At 61.3% G+C, this 17,741-nt stretch carries 17 protein-coding genes; 6 read left to right on the top strand and 11 right to left on the bottom strand.

Annotated features, from left to right (window positions below):
- Position 1: 1 nt before the first annotated feature.
- The 5 genes from lnt to miaB form a co-directional block, all read right to left on the bottom strand.
- Positions 2 to 1,519 (bottom strand): apolipoprotein N-acyltransferase, encoded by a 1,518-nt coding sequence (gene lnt / locus NVV94_RS23315; RefSeq protein WP_258444684.1) that lies wholly within the window; start codon positions 1,517 to 1,519, stop codon positions 2 to 4.
- 20 nt (positions 1,520 to 1,539) lie between these two features.
- Positions 1,540 to 2,379, bottom strand: coding sequence for an HlyC/CorC family transporter (locus tag NVV94_RS23310; protein WP_258444683.1), 840 nt, complete (start codon positions 2,377 to 2,379; stop codon positions 1,540 to 1,542).
- Positions 2,380 to 2,384: 5 nt separating this feature from the next.
- Positions 2,385 to 2,879, bottom strand: a complete 495-nt coding sequence (gene ybeY, locus NVV94_RS23305; protein ID WP_258444682.1) for an rRNA maturation RNase YbeY — start codon at positions 2,877 to 2,879, stop codon at positions 2,385 to 2,387.
- A complete protein-coding gene (locus NVV94_RS23300) occupies positions 2,872 to 3,876 on the bottom strand; it encodes a PhoH family protein (protein ID WP_258444681.1) in 1,005 nt (334 codons plus the stop codon). Before NVV94_RS23300 ends, ybeY begins: the two co-directional genes overlap by 8 nt.
- Positions 3,877 to 4,001: 125 nt before the next feature.
- Positions 4,002 to 5,330: a tRNA (N6-isopentenyl adenosine(37)-C2)-methylthiotransferase MiaB gene (gene miaB / locus NVV94_RS23295; protein WP_258444680.1), complete on the bottom strand. Its 1,329-nt coding sequence runs from the start codon at positions 5,328 to 5,330 to the stop codon at positions 4,002 to 4,004.
- A 131-nt stretch (positions 5,331 to 5,461) separates the two neighbouring features.
- Here miaB and NVV94_RS23290 point away from each other — a divergent pair, with 131 nt between their 5' ends.
- Positions 5,462 to 5,788: a DUF1820 family protein gene (locus NVV94_RS23290; RefSeq protein WP_166570920.1), complete on the top strand. Its 327-nt coding sequence runs from the start codon at positions 5,462 to 5,464 to the stop codon at positions 5,786 to 5,788.
- A 6-nt stretch (positions 5,789 to 5,794) separates the two neighbouring features.
- Here NVV94_RS23290 and NVV94_RS23285 read toward each other — a convergent pair whose 3' ends face one another.
- The 4 genes from NVV94_RS23285 to NVV94_RS23270 form a co-directional block, all read right to left on the bottom strand.
- Positions 5,795 to 6,343 carry a tetratricopeptide repeat protein gene (locus NVV94_RS23285; RefSeq protein ID WP_258444679.1) on the bottom strand — a complete coding sequence of 183 codons (549 nt, stop codon included), beginning with the start codon at positions 6,341 to 6,343 and terminating at the stop codon, positions 5,795 to 5,797.
- Between the two features lie 293 nt (positions 6,344 to 6,636).
- Positions 6,637 to 7,920 (bottom strand): glutamate-1-semialdehyde 2,1-aminomutase, encoded by a 1,284-nt coding sequence (gene hemL / locus NVV94_RS23280; protein ID WP_258444678.1) that lies wholly within the window; start codon positions 7,918 to 7,920, stop codon positions 6,637 to 6,639.
- 17 nt (positions 7,921 to 7,937) lie between these two features.
- Positions 7,938 to 8,570 carry a thiamine phosphate synthase gene (gene thiE, locus NVV94_RS23275; RefSeq protein ID WP_258447798.1) on the bottom strand — a complete coding sequence of 211 codons (633 nt, stop codon included), beginning with the start codon at positions 8,568 to 8,570 and terminating at the stop codon, positions 7,938 to 7,940.
- Between the two features lie 29 nt (positions 8,571 to 8,599).
- Positions 8,600 to 9,397, bottom strand: a complete 798-nt coding sequence (locus NVV94_RS23270) for a hydroxymethylpyrimidine/phosphomethylpyrimidine kinase (RefSeq protein ID WP_258444677.1) — start codon at positions 9,395 to 9,397, stop codon at positions 8,600 to 8,602.
- Between the two features lie 264 nt (positions 9,398 to 9,661).
- On the opposite strand from NVV94_RS23270, the gene NVV94_RS23265 reads away from it, so the two are divergent.
- The 4 genes from NVV94_RS23265 (at position 9,662) to NVV94_RS23250 (ending at position 16,043) form a co-directional block, all read left to right on the top strand.
- Complete coding sequence (locus tag NVV94_RS23265; RefSeq protein WP_258444676.1) at positions 9,662 to 12,049, top strand: hybrid sensor histidine kinase/response regulator; 2,388 nt, start codon at positions 9,662 to 9,664, stop codon at positions 12,047 to 12,049.
- A 91-nt stretch (positions 12,050 to 12,140) separates the two neighbouring features.
- A complete protein-coding gene (locus NVV94_RS23260; RefSeq protein WP_258444675.1) occupies positions 12,141 to 13,784 on the top strand; it encodes an acyl-CoA dehydrogenase family protein in 1,644 nt (547 codons plus the stop codon).
- A gap of 52 nt (positions 13,785 to 13,836) precedes the next feature.
- Entirely contained in the window at positions 13,837 to 15,336 is a 1,500-nt protein-coding gene (gene amn, locus NVV94_RS23255) for an AMP nucleosidase (RefSeq protein ID WP_258447797.1), read from the top strand.
- A 140-nt stretch (positions 15,337 to 15,476) separates the two neighbouring features.
- The gene (locus tag NVV94_RS23250; RefSeq protein WP_258447796.1) at positions 15,477 to 16,043 is read left to right on the top strand and encodes a pseudouridine synthase; all 567 of its coding nucleotides are present in this window, start codon (positions 15,477 to 15,479) and stop codon (positions 16,041 to 16,043) included.
- Here the strand turns inward: NVV94_RS23250 and NVV94_RS23245 are convergent.
- Positions 16,040 to 16,243: a DUF2788 domain-containing protein gene (locus tag NVV94_RS23245; RefSeq protein WP_258444674.1), complete on the bottom strand. Its 204-nt coding sequence runs from the start codon at positions 16,241 to 16,243 to the stop codon at positions 16,040 to 16,042. The two genes, NVV94_RS23250 and NVV94_RS23245, sit on opposite strands and share 4 nt — an antisense overlap.
- A 70-nt stretch (positions 16,244 to 16,313) precedes the next feature.
- On the bottom strand, positions 16,314 to 16,793 hold the full coding sequence (locus NVV94_RS23240; protein WP_258444673.1) for an Lrp/AsnC family transcriptional regulator: 480 nt from the start codon (positions 16,791 to 16,793) through the stop codon (positions 16,314 to 16,316).
- Between the two features lie 414 nt (positions 16,794 to 17,207).
- On the opposite strand from NVV94_RS23240, the gene NVV94_RS23235 reads away from it, so the two are divergent.
- Positions 17,208 to 17,726, top strand: a complete 519-nt coding sequence (locus NVV94_RS23235) for a hypothetical protein (protein WP_258444672.1) — start codon at positions 17,208 to 17,210, stop codon at positions 17,724 to 17,726.
- The last annotated feature ends 15 nt before the right edge of the window (positions 17,727 to 17,741 follow it).

Genomic DNA, 17,741 nt, shown 5'->3' with positions numbered 1-17,741 from the left:
GTCAGACCGTCTTGGCGATGCGGCTGGCCAGCAGGGCCCAGCCCAGCAGCAGTGTGCTGAGAATGATCAGCGGCCAGGAGCGCCATTGCAGATACGGTGTGAGGTCGTGCATGGGCACGACTTCGCCGTAGAGAATGCCGCGTTCGAACTGCGGAATTTGCACCGTGATTTTGCCGAAAGGATCGATCAGGCCGGTCACGCCATTGTTGGTGGCGCGAATCATCCAGCGGCCGGCCTCCAGGGCGCGCATCTGGGCCATCTGCAGATGTTGCAGCGGGCCGATCGAGGTGCCGAACCAGGTGTCGTTGCTGATGGTCAGCAGCAGGTCGCTGCGCGCGGCAAGGCTGGCGGCGAACTCCGGGTAAACCACTTCGTAGCAGATGTAGGGTGCGATTTGATAACCCTTGGCCTGGAGCATGGGCTGGTCCGCCGGGCCGCGCGCGAAATCCGACATCGGCAGGTCGAAGAAGGCGATCAGGCCGCGCAGCAGATCCTGCAGCGGAACGTATTCGCCAAAAGGCACCAGCTTTTGCTTGAGGTACGTGCCGTCACCTTCGCCCGTTACCGTAATGCCGTTGTAGTAGCGCTTCTGGTCGTGAACCACTTCTCGCACCGGGACGCCGGTAATCAATGCTGCCCGGCGGTCACTGGCGAAGTTGCCCATCATGTCCAGGTAGCCCTGGGCGGATTCTTTCAGGTACGGAACGGCGGTTTCCGGCCAGACGATCAAGTCGGCCTGTTTCGAAGTCAAGGTCATGTCCCGGTACAGGGCCAGTTGCGCATTCAGGTGCTCCGGGTCCCATTTCAGACTCTGCTCGACGTTGCCCTGGATTGCCGCGACTTTCAGGGGGGCGCCCGACGGGCTGGTCCAGGCATGCCCCTTGAGGCTCAAGCCGATGGCCCATGGCGCCAGAAGAAGGACCATGCCTGCGGCAAGAAAGCTCTTGCGCGCGGTCAGTCGATGCAGGTTGCACAGCAGGGCCGCGGTCAATGCCAGGCTGAAGGAGATCAGCCACATGCCACCGAGCGGCGCAAGCCCGGCCAGCGGGCCATCGAGCTGGCTGTAACCGGCATAGAGCCACGGGAAACCGGTCAGGAACCAGCCGCGAAAGGCTTCTTGCGCCAGCCACAAGGCAGCGAAGGCCAGGGCGTCGGCAAGCGGTGCTTCGTTGCGGCGAACCCAGCGAGCCCAGAGCCAGGCGGGCAGGGCGAAGAAAAAGGCGATGGCAGCAATGAATGCCAGCATCAGGAAGCCCGCAAGCAGGGCAGAGGCGCCGCCATAGGTGTGAATGCTGACGTAGATCCAGCTGGTGCCGGCAGAAAAGGTGCCGAACCCGTAACACCAGCCTCGGCCCAGAGCCTGGCGTGGCGTCAGGTCGCGTAGCCCCAGGTAGAAAATAGCCAGCGAGAGCAAGGCCAGTGGCCAGATATCGAATGGCGCCAGTGCCAGGGTGGTGATTGCGCCGGCCGCCACGGCCAGCAGGTTACCGGGCCAGCCGGGGCGGGTGATCCAACGCATGGTTATCCTTAACGCAAATCTTAACGAGAAATAGGTGTCAGGCGCAGCAAGTGTATCCGGCGGCTATCGGCGTTGAGAATCCGGAATCGGTAAGCGCCGATTTCAGTGGTCTCGTTGCGTTTGGGCAAATGCCCGAATGCGCTCATGACCAGCCCGCCGACGGTGTCGAACTCGTCGTCGGAAAACTCGCAGTCGAAGAACTCGTTGAAGTTCTGGATCGGGGTCAGTGCCTTGATCAGGAAGTCGCCGCTGGGCAACGGCTTGATGTAGCTGTCTTCCTCGACGTCATGCTCATCCTCGATGTCGCCGACGATCTGCTCCAGTACGTCCTCGATGGTGACCAGGCCTGCCACGCCGCCATATTCGTCGATGACGATGGCCATGTGGTTATGGTTGGCGCGAAATTCACGCAGCAGCACGTTGAGGCGCTTGGATTCGGGCACGAAGGTTGCCGGGCGCAGCAAATCCTTGAGGTTGAAGTTGTCGCCGTTCTCCTTGAGGATCAGCGGCAGCAAATCCTTGGCCAGCAGCACGCCCAGAACATCGTCGTGGCTTTCGCCGATCACCGGATAGCGCGAATGCGCGGCGTCGATCACCGCCGGCAGGAACTCGCGGGGTGTTTGCGTCGACTTGATGCTCATCATCTGTGAACGCGGGACCATGATGTCGCGAACCTGCAGGTCTGCAACCTGAATGGCGCCTTCGACAATGGTCAGTGCTTCGCTGTCGAGCAATTTGTTCTGGTGGGCTTCGCGCAGCAGCTCGAGAAGCTCCTGGCGGTTTTTCGGCTCATGGGCAAAAGCCTGGGTGATTTTTCCCAGCCAGGACTTCTGCCCGTTGCTCGATCGGTCTTCGCTCATGGCGCTTACTCGTGATCCTTGAAATTGTTATTAATCGGAGTGTCGGTTTCGTCGTCGGCGTAAGGGTCCGGGTGACCCAGTTCGGCAAGCAACGTTCGTTCCAGTGCTTCCATTTCTTCGGCCTCATCGTCTTCGATGTGGTCGTAGCCCAGCAGGTGCAGGCAGCCATGGATGACCAGGTGCGCCCAATGGGCGTCCAGCGCCTTGCCTTGTTCAGCGGCCTCGCGCTCTACCACCTGGACGCAAATCACCAGATCGCCCAGCAGGGGGATATCCAGCATGTCGTCTGGCACATCCGCCGGGAAGGACAACACGTTTGTGGCGTAGTCCTTGTGGCGGTAGGTGTGGTTGAGTTCGCGACCTTCGGCTTCATCGACCAGGCGAATGGTCATCTCCGAGTCGGCACTGCGCTGGCGCAGGGCCAGCTCGCACCAGCGGCGAAAGTCGCCGTCGCTGGGGCCAGGCGTGGTGCTGGCCCGTTGCAGATCAAGCTCAAGCATCGCGGCGTCTATCCCCGTCCTCGGCTGAGGTGGTGCGGGCGTCGAAGCGCTCGTAGGCTTCCACGATTCGCTGCACCAATGGGTGGCGAACCACGTCCTTGGGTTTGAAGTGGGTGAAGCTGATGCCCGGAACATCCTTCAGCACGTCGATGACATGATTCAGGCCCGATCGTGTGCCCTTGGGCAGGTCGACCTGGGTGATGTCACCGGTGATCACGGCGGTGGAGCCGAAGCCGATCCGGGTCAGGAACATTTTCATCTGTTCGACGGTGGTGTTCTGGCTTTCGTCGAGAATGATGAAGCTGTTGTTGAGCGTGCGGCCGCGCATGTAGGCCAGCGGGGCGATTTCGATGACCTGGCGCTCGATCAGCTTGGCCACGTGCTCGAAGCCCAGCATTTCATACAGGGCGTCGTAGAGCGGGCGCAGGTACGGGTCGATCTTCTGGGCCAGGTCGCCAGGCAGGAAACCAAGTTTTTCCCCGGCTTCGACGGCGGGGCGGACCAGCATGATGCGGCGTACTTGCTCGCGCTCCAATGCGTCCACCGCGCAGGCCACTGCCAGGTAGGTCTTGCCGGTACCGGCCGGGCCGATGCCGAAGTTGATGTCGTTGCCGAGAATCTCTTTGACGTAACGCTGCTGGTTCAGCCCGCGCGGGCGAATCATGCCCTTGCGGGTACGCAGGGCTACGCCGACTTCTGCGGCAGCCGGGTTTTCCAGTTCTTCGACGGCGGACTCCTGCAGGAACAGGTGCACCATGTCCGGGGACAGTTCGGTGGCCTTGGTCTCGCGGTACAGGCGTCGGAGCAGGTGCTCGGCGGAGGTGGTGTGCTGGGGTTCGCCAATCAGCTCGAACTGATTGCCGCGGTTGCGGATCTCGATGGCCAGGCGCTGTTCGATCAGGCGCAGGTGCTCGTCGAACTGCCCGCAAAGATTGGCGAAGCGGCGAGCCTCAAAGGGCTCGAGAATGAAGCGATGGGGTTCTATGGGTGCGTTCAAGGTTGTTTTTTAGCCGCCCGACGGCAATGGATATGAACTCAAGGATAACCCCACCTGCCTGAGCGCGAAAGCTCTTAAGCGATGAGGGGTGACCGGGCCCGACTGCAGGCCCGGTTCAAGGTCGGTCATTGCACCAGCGAGCCGCGCAGCGAGTGCGGTTGTGCCGCATCGATGTGCACGTCGACGAACTGGCCGATCAGCTTGGGATTGTCGCAGCTGAAGTTGACAATACGGTTATTCTCGGTGCGGCCCTGCAACTGGCCGGGATCCTTGCGCGAATAATCGGTGACCAGGATGCGCTGGACGCTGCCGACCATTTGTCGGCTGATCTCGAAACCTTGCTGGTTGAGACGATGTTGCAGTACGGCGAGCCGCTCTTTTTTCAGCGCTTCGGGGGTTTCGTCCGGCAGGTCGGCAGCGGGCGTGCCCGGGCGTTGGCTGTAGACGAAGGAGTAGGAAAAGTCGAAGCCGACGTCGGCGACCAGCTTCATGGTCTGCTCGAAATCTTTTTCGGTCTCGCCAGGGAAGCCGACGATGAAGTCCGAGCTGATGCAGATGTCTGGTACGGCGGCCCTGAGCTTGCGCAGCTTGGACTTGTACTCGAGCACGGTGTGATTGCGCTTCATGGCGGCCAGAACCCGGTCCGAGCCCGACTGCACGGGCAAGTGCAGGTGCTTGACCAGTTCCGGGACCTCGGCGTGGGCCTGGATCAGGCTGTCGGAGAATTCCAGCGGGTGCGACGTGGTGTAGCGAATGCGCTCGATACCTTCGACCGCCGCGACCACGCGGATCAGTTCTGCCAGGTCGGCCAGGCGGCCGTCGTGAGTCAGGCCGCGATAGCCGTTGACGTTCTGACCCAGCAGGGTCACTTCGCGTACGCCGTTCTCGGCCAGGTGGATGATCTCGGCCAGTACGTCGTCGAAAGGACGGCTGACTTCTTCGCCACGGGTGTAGGGCACTACGCAGAACGTGCAGTACTTGCTGCAGCCTTCCATCACCGAGACATAGGCCGTCGGCCCGTCGATGCGCGGTTCGGGCAGGTGATCGAACTTTTCGATTTCCGGGAAGGAAACGTCGACCTGCGGCAGCTTGGTCGTGCGCGCGGCGTCGATCATTTCCGGCAGGCGGTGCAGGGTCTGCGGGCCGAAGACGACATCGACGTAGGGCGCGCGATCGCGAATCGCCTCACCTTCCTGGCTGGCGACACAGCCGCCGACGGCGATGACCATCTCCGGCTTATTGAGCTTGAGTTCGCGCCAGCGACCCAACTGGGAATACACCCGGTCCTGGGCGCGTTCGCGGATCGAGCAAGTGTTGAGCAAGATGACGTCGGCGTCTTCTGCGCGGGCAGTGACTTCCAGTGCTTGATGTTCACCCAGCAGGTCGACCATGCGCGAGCTGTCGTACTCGTTCATCTGGCAGCCGTGGGTTTCGATATAAAGCTTCTTGCTCATGCGCGATCATCAGGTGATTCAAAGAACCGCATATTATAGTGGTCGCGGCCATCGGTTCCTAGCGTTGCCTGTCTGGCCGCTATGCTATAGTTTTCGCCCTCCTCACTCTTCCCGACTGTTACCCGCCCAAGATGACCAAACGCGAAGCGCCAATCTACAAAGTGATTTTCCTTAACCAGGGCCAGGTGTTCGAGATGTACGCCAAGCAGATCTATCAAAGTGACCTGTGGGGTTTTCTCGAGGTGGAAGAGTTCGTCTTTGGTGAGCGTACCCAGGTTGTCGTCGATCCGAGCGAAGAAAAGCTCAAGGCGCAATTTGAAGGTGTTGTGCGCAGCTTTGTACCGATGCACTCGATCATCCGCATCGATGAAGTCGAGCGCCTGGGAACTCCGAAGATCAGCGAAGCGCGTGGGGTGAGCAACGTGATGCCATTCCCCATGCCGATGCCGGACAAGTAACCGGCTTCAAGGCAGCGGCGCGAAGGGCGTACGGCCGTCGGCCGTCTGCAGCTCCAGCAGGTATTTGCGGAAAATTTGCCCCAGCACCTGAGTCGCGACTTCCAGTTCCTCGCGCCGCATTTGCCCGGAGACCTGGTCGGCGACGTCCAGCGCCTCTTCGAAGCCATTGACCGCCGCCATCTTCAGCAGGATGTAAGCCTGAACGTTGTTGGCCGGCACACCTTCGCCACGAAAGAACATGACGCCCAGATTGTATTGCGCCTGGGCGTGGCCCTGCAGTGAGGCCTGCTCGAAATAATTCAGGGCTTTATTGAGGTCGCGCGGGGCATTCTTGCCGTCGTAATAAAACTCACCCAGTTCGTACTGCGCCTGGATATCCCCCGATTTTGCGGCCTGCTGGCACGCGGCAAGCGCTTGCGGCAAGTCTTCGGGCTGAGTATTGAGGGTGCAGCGGCCCATCGCTGGGATCAACAACGAATTACCGCCTGCCAAGGCCAGCAGGGGGTGAAGAAGCAACAGGCAGCCCAGGGCAAGGGCGCGGCCGGTGCGGTTCATGGGGATCGACTTACCTCTGCATAGGTGCGGGCGGACCCGGCCAGGGAATGTACTGGTGGCACATTATGAAATAAGCAGGGCCAACCTTACAAAGTCTTTACTCGTTTTTCTGCCGCGTGGGAAGTCATGGCGTCGAACCTGGCATTTCTGCGACCGCTGCGCGCTCGAGCGCAGCCATTCGGCAGCGGCTACAGAGTTCGGCCTGGCACGGTCGATGTAGCCGCTGCCACAGGCTCGGTGCGCCGCTGCGACGCTCGACCGCAAAGCGGTCGCAGGCCGAGCGCGCAGAGCGATTACTTGAGTGCAGCGAACGCGCGCTCGGCGGCATCAAGGGTGATCTTCAGTTCGGCGTCGCCATGGGCGATAGAGGTGAAGCCAGCCTCGAAGGCGCTTGGCGCCAGGTACACGCCACCCTCGAGCATCAAGTGGAAGAAGCGCTTGAAGCGGTCGGCGTCGCTGGCCATTACATCATCGAAGGTGACAATGTCGTCGGCACCGCTGAAGTACAGGCCGAACATGCCACCGGCCTGGGTGGTCACGAAAGGAATGCTGGCGGCATCGGCGCGCTGTTGCAGGCCGTCGAGCAGGCGGCTGGTGTAGTCGCTCAGTTCGGCGTGGAAGCCCGGGCGGCTGATGAGGTTCAGCGTGGTCAGGCCAGCGGCCATCGCCAGCGGGTTGCCGGACAAGGTGCCCGCCTGGTAAACCGGGCCCAGCGGGGCAATGTGCGACATGATTTCACGTTTGCCGCCGAAGCAGCCGACCGGCATGCCGCCACCGATGATCTTGCCGAAGGTGCTCAGGTCCGGCGTCACGCCATAGTGCGCCTGGGCGCCACCCAGGGCGACACGGAAACCGGTCATCACTTCGTCGAAAATCAACACCACGCCATGCTTGTCGCAGAGGGTGCGCAGGCCTTCGAGAAAGCCAGGTGCCGGTGGCACGCAGTTCATGTTGCCGGCCACGGGCTCGACGATGATGCAAGCCACTTCCTGGCCTGCGTCGGCGAGCATTTTCTCGACGGCATCGATGTCGTTGAACGGCAGGGTCAAGGTGTGTTTGGCGAATGCCGCGGGTACGCCCGCAGAGCTTGGAACGCCTTGGGTCAGGGCGCCGGAGCCGGCCTTGACCAGAAGGCTGTCGGAGTGCCCGTGGTAGCAGCCTTCGAATTTGATGATGCTGTCGCGGCCGGTAAAGCCACGCGCCAGGCGGATGGCGCTCATGGTGGCTTCAGTGCCCGAGCTGACCATGCGGACCATCTCCATCGATGGCACGATCGAGCAGACCAGGTCGGCCATCTCGGTTTCCATGGCAGTCGGTGCGCCGTAGGACAACCCATGCTCCAGTTGCCTGCGTACGGCTTCGAGCACGTCCGGGTGGCTGTGGCCGAGAATCATCGGGCCCCAGGAGCCAACGTAGTCAACGTAGCGCTTGTCATCTTCGTCAGTGACATAGGCACCGGCCGCATGTTTGAAGAACAGCGGCGTGCCGCCAACACTCTTGAAGGCGCGAACCGGAGAATTCACACCGCCGGGAATATGTTTTTGGGCATTGGCAAAGAGGATTTCGGAACGAGACATGATGGGTTCTCTTTAAATCAGACAGATTCGAACAAGGCATTGAAAGCGCGAGCGCGGCGGGTGACTTCCTGCGTGCTGTCGGCGCTGAACAGGGCGTGGATCACCGCCAGCAGGTCGGCGCCGTGGGCGATGAGCGGCCTGGCATTTTCCAGGGTGATGCCGCCAATCACGGCAATCGGCAGTTTCAGCCGTGTGCGGGCCTGGTCGAGCAGTTCAAGGTTGGCCGCCGGAGCACCGGGCTTGGTGTTGGAATTGAAGAAGCGGCCAAAGGCGACGTAGTTGGCGCCTTCGCGGGCTGCCTGCTCGGCGAGCTCGAGCTGGCTGTGGCAGGTAGCGCCGATGATCGCCTGGCGACCGAGCAGGGTTCGCGCCGGTGTCAGCGGGCCATCGGTTTGCCCCAGATGGACACCCACGCCCAGGCGTGCGGCAAGCTCTGCATCATCGTTGATGATCAGCTGGGTCTTGTAGCGTTCGCACAGCGTGCGCAGCGCTTCGGCCTCGCGCAAGCGACGCGCTTGATCGCTGCTCTTGTCACGGTATTGCAGCAGCGTGACGCCGCCATCGAGTGCCGCCTCGACGTAGGGAAGAAACTTGCCGGCCAGCAATTGGCTGTCGGTGATGGCATACAAGCCACGTAATTCTCGTAACATGAGCATCGGGTGCGCCTCAAGGCCGGTCGTCAGGAGCAGAAATCCAGCGGCAGTCGGCGTGGCACGAACTGGCCCTTGCCGAGCTGCTCTGCGTCACGCAGGGTTCGCCATGTGTAGTCGAGTGCTGTTTTTACGGCGCTTTGCAGTTGCTCGCCCAGGGCCAGGCGCCCGGCCAGGGTGCTCGCCAGGGTGCAGCCGGAGCCATGGTAGCTGCCCGGCAGGCGCTGGCAGGTAAATGTCTGGCGAGTGCCATCGCGGCTGTACAAACGGTTGTGCACTTCGTGTTCGTCACCGTGGCCACCGGTGATCAGCAGATGCTTGCAAAACGGCAAGAGTTTTTCTGCGCACTCGTCTGCCGTGCCTTCGGGCAATTCGGCGAGGATGCGCGCTTCGGGGAGGTTGGGGGTGGCAATGGTCGCGAGCGGCAGCAGCCGTTCACGCATGGCGTAACCGACTTCGTCCTTGCCCAGGCGTCCGCCACCGCCGGCGCGCAGCACCGGGTCGCACACCAGCGGCAGGTGCGGGTGGGCCTGGAGCAGTTCGACGACGGTGTCGACCATTTCCAGCGAGCCGAGCATGCCCAGCTTGACGGCGGCTACGGTCAAGTCGTTGAGCACGGCGTTGGCCTGGGCCAACACCCACTCCCGGTCCAGGACGCGGAAGTCGCTGACATTGACGGTGTCCTGCACGGTCAGGGCGGTGACAGCGGGCGCTGCATGGCAACCTTGAGCGATAAGGGCTTCTATATCTGCCTGCAAGCCGGCGCCGCCACTTGGGTCGTGGCCGGAGAGACAGAGGACAACAGGGCGGGAGCTATAGATATTCATGGTGCGCGAGCTTACCACCAAACGCTTTTTACAGGTCTGCCTGCTTGTCATTGATTTTTTGATCGAGGCGTCAGCGTTTTTTTCTGATTTTCTCTGAAAGTACTGATTTAGAGCCTTTATTTGGTATTTTTGTTTGGCGTGAACAGGCCCTCGGAAGCTATGCTAGAGTGCTTCGATATTGATAACAGGCACTGCCGCAATACGTCGCCTCAAAAGGACTGGGGAGGCTTCGCGACGCACTCGGACAGGCTATGCTGGGGCTGTATGCACTATTTGCTGATTCTACTGGTGGGTTGGCTGCCAATGCTGGCCTGTGCGGTCGATTTCGATGACACCACTCGCAGCCTCCCCCTGGGGCGAGTGATGCAGGTTTTCGAAGACCGCGAAGGCAATGCCACGATTGAGCAAGTCAGTTCTGCGGCACTGGGTGATCAGTTTCGTCCGCACCTCGGCGACGTGCTCAATGCCGGGTACTCGACCTCGGCGTTCTGGCTGCGCATCGATCTACGCTACGACACGACCGCTTCTTCAGCCCCACGCAACTGGTTGCTCGAGTTGGCCTATCCGCCGCTCGATAGCCTGGAACTGTATCTGGCCGATGCGGCCGGGGCTTATCAATTGGTCCGGAGCACCGGCGATGCCTTGCCGTTCGTCAGTCGACAGATCAAGCAGAATAACTACCTGTTCGGGGTGCCGTTCAATCCGGGGCAATCCAGAACGGTGTATCTGCGCCTGAAAAGCCAAGGCTCCGTCCAGGCCCCGCTGACCCTTTGGTCCAGCCATGCCTATATGGAGGAGCAGCCTGCACGCATCTATGTGCTTGGGCTGATTTACGGCGTGTTGTTGGGGATGCTGGTCTACAACCTGTTCATTTACCTCAGTGTGCGCGACACCAGTTATCTCTATTACATCCTCTATATCGCTTCGTTTGGCCTGTATCAGGTATCGGTCAATGGCGCGGGCGTGGAATTTTTCTGGCCGAACAACCCTTGGTGGGCCAACGCGGCAACGCCCTTTTTCATCGGTGCGGCCGGCTTCTTTGGCTGCCAGTTCGCCCGCAGTTTCCTGCAAACGGCGGTGCACAGTCGCGTGCTCGACCGCTTGTTGCTGGCGCTGATGGCCTGCGGCGCAATCGTGGTGTTGATGGCGTTGACCATGAGCTACGGAATTGCGCTGCGCCTGGCAACGCTGCTGGCGCTGTTGTTCACCGTGGCCATTTTCACCGCGGGCATTGTCGCCTGGTGGCGGGGCCTGCGCGTGGCGCGGTATTTCATCATCGCCTGGTCGGCCTTCCTGCTTGGCGGGGTGATCAATACGTTGATGGTTCTGGGGTATCTGCCCAACATCTTCATCACCATGTACGCCAGCCAGATCGGTTCGGCCCTGGAAGTCGGGCTGCTATCGCTGGCTCTGGCCGACCGGATCAACAGCATGCGCGAGCAGCAGGCGCAGACCTTGCTCGATGCCGGGCAAAAACTCGAGGTGCTCAACCAGCAACTGGCCAACAGTAATCGGCTCAAGGATGAGTTCCTGGCCACCGTCACCCACGAGCTGCGTACGCCGATGAATGGGGTGATCGGTTCGCTGGAGTTGATGCAGACCGTGCCCTTGGGCCCCGAGCTTGCCCAGTACCAACAGACGGCCGCCGGGTCCGCGCGCGACATGATGCGGATGGTCGATGACATCCTGATCCTCACCGAACTGCAGGCGGGGAAACTCTACCCCCAACGCGAGGCCTTCAGCCTGCGTGGCGTGCTTGAAAGCCTGCGCCTGCAATTTTCCGGGCAGGCCCAGCGCAAGGGCCTGATGTTTACCATCGAGGTTGCATCGCAGGTGCCGGAGCAAGTGGTGGGCGACGCCAAGAAGCTGAGCCTGTGCCTGGCCTGCCTGCTCGACAACGGGATCAAGTTCACCCGCCAGGGCATAGTTAGCCTGCAGGTAAGTGGCCGGAGCACGGCTGACGAAACCCTCGAGCTGATGTTCAAGGTCAGCGACAGCGGTATCGGTTTCGGCCACCTGGACGAGGCGACGCTGTACCAGCGTTTTTATCAGCTCGACGGTTCCATGACCCGCGAGCACGGCGGGCTCGGGATCGGTCTGGCGATATGCCGGCAGTTGGCCGAGCTGATGGACGGAAGCTTGACCCATCGTTCCACGCCCGGGCAAGGCAGCAGCTTCGAGCTGACGGTACGGATGGGGCAATGTGAGCTGCCGCCGGCGCCGGCCGCAGCACCCGCACCCTTCATGGCGCGGGAGCCGCAGCGGGCGGCCTACGAATGCACGGTGCTGTTGATCGATGACAGTAGCATTAACCAGCTGGTGGTCCGCGGCATGCTCCTCAAGCTGGGTTACCGGGTCCGTACGGCCGAAGATCTCTCGAGCGCGCTCGAGCTTCTGCGCCGCGAACGCTTCGATGCCGTGCTGCTGGACTGCCGGATCCCTTCGCAGGAGGGCTTTGGCATTTGCCGCAAACTGCGCGAGATCCCAGGCTGTGCCCATCTGCCGGTGCTGGCGTTGACGGCCAGGTTGCAGCAGGGGGAGCGTGAGCTTTGCCTGGAGGCAGGGGTGAGCGATTGTCTGGCCAAACCAGTCCGTTTCGAGGAGTTGCAGGGGATGTTGCACGGCTGGTTGCTGTCCTCGGCTGATGGCTAAAGCGCCGATGTTTCGGCTGATATGACACTTTGAGTGAGGGCTGCGCCGTGATTCACTGAACTGAATCGGCCTTTATCCAAGGAGCCCCTCAATGAATCTGCATCAATTCGCTGAAACCCATGAAGTCACTAATCAGCCGCCTTCGTTGGATGGGGCCAACCTTTATCGTATTGACCTGCCCCTGCAGGAATGGGCACGCCGATACGGGGCGGGCTGGGCCGAACAGCGTATCGACACCTATGGCGCGCTGGCCGGCGGGCCATTGATGGCGGCAGGGTTTCTGGCCAATCAGAACAAGCCGGTCTTCAGCAGTCACGATCGTTTCGGCCATCGCATTGACCTGGTGGAGTTCCACCCGGCTTATCATGAGTTGATGCGCACGGCCATCGAGCATGGCCTGCCGTCTCTGCCCTGGGCCGACCCGCGTGATGGTGCGCACGTGGCCCGGGCTGCAATGACCTACCTGCATAGCCAGGCCGAAGCCGGCAGCGGCTGCCCCTTGACCATGACCTTCGCCAGCGTGCCGGCGCTGAAGCTGCAGCCGGACCTGGCCGAGCAATGGCTGCCCAAAGTCCTCGCTACCGAATACGACCCGCGCAATGTGTCGATGGCACACAAGGCCGGCGTGACTATCGGTATGGCCATGACCGAGAAGCAGGGTGGCACCGATGTGCGCGCCAACACCACGCGGGCCTATCCGGTTGGTGCTGGCGGCCCGGGCCAGGCTTATGAGCTGGTCGGGCACAAATGGTTCTGCTCGGCGCCGATGTGTGATGCCTTCCTGACGCTGGCCCAGACCGACAAGGGCCTGACCTGCTTCCTGCTGCCGCGCCATCGCCCGGACGACACACGCAATGAGTTCTACATCCAGCGTCTGAAGAACAAGCTCGGCAACTGCTCCAATGCTTCAAGCGAGGTGGAGTTCCGCGGGGCGCTGGCCTGGATGGTCGGTGAAGAAGGGCGAGGCGTGCCGACCATTATCGAGATGGTTGCCATGACCCGCTTTGATTGCATGGTCGGTTCCAGCGCACTGATGCGCCAGGCCTTGACCCAGGCGGCCCACCATTGCGCACACCGTCGTGTCGGCGGGCGCCTGCTCAGCGAGCAGCCGTTGATGCAGAACGTGCTCGCCGACCTGGCGCTGGAAAGTGAAGCGGCATTGGCCTTGAGCCTGCGCATGGGCAAAGCCCTGGATCAACCCAATGACCAGCAGCAGGTGCTTTTCGCCCGGCTGGTCACGGCCGTGGGCAAGTATTGGATCTGCAAGCGCGCGCCGGCCATGATCAACGAGGCTGCCGAATGCATGGGCGGCGCCGGCTACGTCGAGGACAGTATCCTGCCGCGCCTGTACCGCGAAGCCCCGGTCAACTCGACATGGGAAGGCTCTGGCAATGTGCAATGCCTGGATGTGCTGCGGGCCTTGTCCAAGGAGCCAGGCGTGCTCGATGCACTGTTCGCCGAGCTGGGCGATGGCCATGGCGACAAACGCCTGGCTACCCATATCGAAATACTGAAATTGGCGTCCCAGGACACCGGCGACATTCAGTACCGCGCCCGGCAATTGATCGAAGACATTGCCTTGGGCCTGCAGGCCAAGTTGTTGCTCGAGGCCGGAAACTCTGCGGTCAGCGATGCCTTTATCGCCAGTCGCCTGGGCACCGGCGGGCGCGTCTTCGGGACCTTGCCGCGTGGGCTGGAGGTCGAAGCGCTGGTGCAGCGCAGCACGCCGCGCTGAACGGCTTGATGGCGGGCGTGCCTTTACCCGCTGTTACAGGCAAGATGGAGTTCTGCAAGATCAGACAGGATGTTTCATCGTGAACCGAACCGCTGAAGCTTTTGTTGTCGTTGATACCGCCGAGCAAGCCGTCGATCTTCTGGCGGCCTTGCATCAACAGGCTACCGATGCCTTGAGCCAGGCGCTCAAGCGCTACCTCAAGGATCGGACCGAACCCGACGCGGACGAACGCGCCCAGTTCCGCTATCCCGAAATTCGCCTGATCTACCGCTGCCAGGGCGAAGTGCCAACCACCACCCGGGCTTACGCCAAGGTTCAGTTACCGGGTACCTACAGCGTCACCGTGACCCATCCGGCGGCGTTCCGTGCTTATCTGCTGGAGCAATTGCGGCCATTGATGAGCGACTTCACGGTGACGGTGGAAGTCGGCGTCAGCGAGCAGGATATTCCCTACCCCTATGTGGTCGAGCAAGGCGACGAGCTGGCCGGCACCGGCATTACCGCCGCTACCCTGGCGCGCGTCTTCCCCAGCACGGACCTGTCGGCCGCAACAGACGGCATCGCCGATGGCTTGTACGACTGGGGCAATGCCGACCCGTTGCCGCTGGCGCTGTTCGATGCGGCGCGCGTGGATTTTTCGCTGCGCCGCCTGGTGCATTACACCGGCAGCGACTGGCGGCATGTGCAGCCGTGGATCCTGCTGACCAACTATCACCGTTATGTCGACCAGTTCATCATCCACGGCCTGGAGCAACTGCGTGACGACCCGCGTTTCGTGCGGATGGTGCTGCCGGGTAACGTGATCATCGACAAGAGCATGGACAACGGTGAAGCCCAGGCGCTGGTCGCCGGCGTGGTCTGGCATCGCTACCAGATGCCGGCCTATCACCTGATCGCCGCCGATGGCGACGGTGTGACCCTGGTCAACATCGGGGTTGGCCCGTCCAACGCCAAGAACATTACCGACCACTTGGCCGTGCTGCGCCCGCATTGCTGGCTGATGATCGGTCATTGTGGCGGTCTGCGGCAGTCGCAGACCATCGGTGACTATGTGCTGGCCCACGCTTATATGCGCCGCGACGGGATTCTCGACCGCGTGGTGCCGCCGAATATTCCGATCCCGGCCCTGGCCGAGGTGCAGATGGCCCTGCAAGAAGCAGCGGCGCAAGTTACCGGTGAGCGTGGCGATGAACTGAAGAAGCGTCTGCGTACCGGCACCGTGTTGACTTACGACGATCGCAACTGGGAGCTGCGCTGGGCCCAGGAACGACCGCTGATCAACTTGTCCCGGGCCGTGGCGGTGGACATGGAGAGCGGCACCATCGCCGCCCAGGGCTATCGGCTGCGGGTACCTTACGGCACCTTGCTGTGTGTATCGGATAAACCGCTGCACAGCGAGATCAAGCTGCCAGGCGCTGCCAACGCCTTCTACAACCGCGCTGTCAGCCAGCATTTGAAGATCGGCATCGCCGCCCTCGACCTGCTGCGCACGGAATTGAACTCGCTGCACTCGCGCAAACTGCGCAGCTTCGACGAGCCGCCGTTCCGTTGAGGTTTGCTCAAACCGGCAGGTGCCTCTAGGATTGGCGGCCCTGTCGGTTTGAAGTGTTCCTTCTCATGTCCTTGCCTCCGCGTTCCGCCCCCCGTCGACCTTCGGCCAAGCCCGGTGGCAAACCCCTGGCCAAACGCCGTGTGGCCAAGGCGCCGCCAGCAGAACCTCGCTTGATCCTGTTCAACAAGCCATTCGATGTGCTGACCCAGTTCAGCGACGAAGCAGGGCGAGCGACGCTGAAAGACTTCATTGACGTGCCGGGCATCTACCCGGCGGGGCGTCTGGACCGTGACAGCGAAGGTTTGTTGCTGCTGACCAATGACGGCCAATTGCAGGCGCGCATCGCCGATCCGAAACACAAGCTGGCCAAGACCTATTGGGTACAAGTGGAAGGTGAGCCGACCGAGGAGCACCTGCAGCAATTGCGCAAGGGCGTCGAGCTCAATGACGGTATGACCTTGCCCGCAGAAGCGCGCTTGCTCGAAGAGCCCACTTTGTGGCCGCGCAATCCACCGGTACGCTTTCGCAAAAGCGTGCCGACTCACTGGCTTGAACTGGTGATCAAGGAAGGTCGCAATCGCCAGGTGCGGCGCATGACCGCGGCCGTCGGCTTGCCGACGCTACGCCTGGTGCGGGTGCGGATCGGCCAGTGGAGTCTCGATGGCCTTGAACAGGGACAGTGGCGGGAAGTGCCCGCCCGCCTCTAGGCGCTTTCGACGTAGCCGATAACCACGCTTTTGATGACGAAGGCGAGGATGCCCAGGCCCAGCACGAAAAACAGGATGAAGGTGCCGAACCGGCCGGCTTTGGATTTTTTCGCCAAATCCCAGACGATAAAGCCCATGAAACCAATCAGAATGGTGACCAGGATGGTCATCATCCACTCTTCGAATACCGCAGGATCCATCGATTCTCTCCAGACAGGCAATGCGGGCGCGATTATACGCGAGCGTTGTCCGGCCGTGCATGACCTGTCGTCACGTGCGCAGATGGGTCAAGGGTAGTTCGGTGCTGGACAGCACCTGATTGAGGACAAAGCTCGAGCGCACGCTGGTGACGCCCTCGATGCGGGTCAGATGGCCCAGCAGCAACTGCTGATAGTGGTCCATGTCCGGCACCACCACCTTGAGCTGATAGTCCGCTTCCATGCCGGTTACCAGGTTGCATTCGAGCACCTGGGGCAGGCTGCGAATCTTTGCTTCGAAATTCTCGAAGCGCTCGGGCGTGTGCCGGTCCATGCCGATCATTACATAGGCAGTCAGGCTCAAGCCCAGCATCTTGCGGTCGAGCAGGGCCACCTGCCGGGAAATGTAGCCATCGTCTTCCAGCTGCTTGACCCGACGTGAGCAGGGCGAGGGCGACAGGCCGATGCGTTCGGCCAGTTCCTGGTTGGAGATGCGTGCATCGCGCTGCAATTCGGCAAGAATGCTGAGGTCGTAACGGTCCAGTTTGCTCATGGAACAGGCCTTTGTCGTTTCTATTGCGGTAAATTATCTATCTTAAGTTAAAAATTGCGCAAGCTGTGTTTAATTGAGCAATCTTCGCAATCCTCTGTCGGTGCCGTCGCCCTATTATTATCACCAGAATCACTGCCCGGACATGAGTCCAGTGCAGCTAGCCGAATCAGGCCAGCTGCGGCCAGCAACCCAACAGGGTTGTGTCGGCCCCCGGGCTACACACTGTCCAGAAGACGGCGTGAGGTGAGCCGGCGTCAAAAGCGTCGAGCACGGACGAAATTCTCAAAGGGGGGTCTTCCAGATCTCCCTTTTTTATTGCCTGCAATTTTTCCCTCGCTGGCCGATATCTGATTCAGACGGACTGATAGCGACACTGCAGTCTTATTCATACGGCCTTATCCCACGAGGAAAAGCATGAAGTCGTGCATCTGGCGTTTGGCAGGTTTTGGTTTGCTCGGTCTCAGCGTGAGCGCGCAATCGTTGGCCGAGGAGCCTGGCTCATCGCCACTCCAGAGCAAACCTGACGAGGTGCGCCAGACCCAGACGCCCCGCCGTGGTTATTACCAGGACATTCCCCGGCACTGGCAGGCCGGCGGGCAGGGGGCGCGGCATGACGATAGGCGCTGGCCGGACCGTCCGGATGGGCGCGGCAATGACTACGTCTACTCCGGAGGCTACTGGTACCGCCCACACGGCGCGCGCTATGTCGTGGTGGCACCGCCCATCGGCAGCTATGACGTGATTGCCTATCCGGCCTATGAGCAGTCACCGCATCAGACCGACCAGGATCGCTATGAATGTCATCGCTGGGCGTTCGGTCAAACCGGCTTCGACCCGGCAGCGGCGACTTATGCGCCACCGGCTTATGTGGCCGACAATTATCGTCGGGCGCTGGGTGGGTGCTTGAGTGGGCGGGGATATAGCGTTTATTGATCGTGTGGGGGTGTG

It is taken from the genome of Pseudomonas sp. LS1212 (assembly GCF_024741815.1).
GTDB lineage: Bacteria > Pseudomonadota > Gammaproteobacteria > Pseudomonadales > Pseudomonadaceae > Aquipseudomonas.
The sequence above is the reverse complement of the archived record's forward strand: the minus strand, read 5'-3'. Positions and strand labels throughout refer to the sequence as shown.

Bases quoted from the DNA above. Each gene is read 5' to 3' on its own strand.
- NVV94_RS23260 (WP_258444675.1), top strand. From the start codon at position 12,141: ATGAATCTGCATCAATTCGCTGAAACCCATGAAGTCACTAATCAGCCG.
- miaB (WP_258444680.1), bottom strand. From the start codon at position 5,330: ATGAGCAAGAAGCTTTATATCGAAACCCACGGCTGCCAGATGAACGAG.
- hemL (WP_258444678.1), bottom strand. From the start codon at position 7,920: ATGTCTCGTTCCGAAATCCTCTTTGCCAATGCCCAAAAACATATTCCC.
- ybeY (WP_258444682.1), bottom strand. From the start codon at position 2,879: ATGCTTGAGCTTGATCTGCAACGGGCCAGCACCACGCCTGGCCCCAGC.
- NVV94_RS23270 (WP_258444677.1), bottom strand. From the start codon at position 9,397: ATGAATATCTATAGCTCCCGCCCTGTTGTCCTCTGTCTCTCCGGCCAC.
- NVV94_RS23285 (WP_258444679.1), bottom strand. From the start codon at position 6,343: ATGAACCGCACCGGCCGCGCCCTTGCCCTGGGCTGCCTGTTGCTTCTT.
- NVV94_RS23240 (WP_258444673.1), bottom strand. From the start codon at position 16,793: ATGAGCAAACTGGACCGTTACGACCTCAGCATTCTTGCCGAATTGCAG.
- lnt (WP_258444684.1), bottom strand. From the start codon at position 1,519: ATGCGTTGGATCACCCGCCCCGGCTGGCCCGGTAACCTGCTGGCCGTG.
- NVV94_RS23290 (WP_166570920.1), top strand. From the start codon at position 5,462: ATGACCAAACGCGAAGCGCCAATCTACAAAGTGATTTTCCTTAACCAG.
- thiE (WP_258447798.1), bottom strand. From the start codon at position 8,570: ATGTTACGAGAATTACGTGGCTTGTATGCCATCACCGACAGCCAATTG.
- NVV94_RS23235 (WP_258444672.1), top strand. From the start codon at position 17,208: ATGAAGTCGTGCATCTGGCGTTTGGCAGGTTTTGGTTTGCTCGGTCTC.
- NVV94_RS23265 (WP_258444676.1), top strand. From the start codon at position 9,662: ATGCACTATTTGCTGATTCTACTGGTGGGTTGGCTGCCAATGCTGGCC.
- NVV94_RS23310 (WP_258444683.1), bottom strand. From the start codon at position 2,379: ATGAGCGAAGACCGATCGAGCAACGGGCAGAAGTCCTGGCTGGGAAAA.
- NVV94_RS23245 (WP_258444674.1), bottom strand. From the start codon at position 16,243: ATGGATCCTGCGGTATTCGAAGAGTGGATGATGACCATCCTGGTCACC.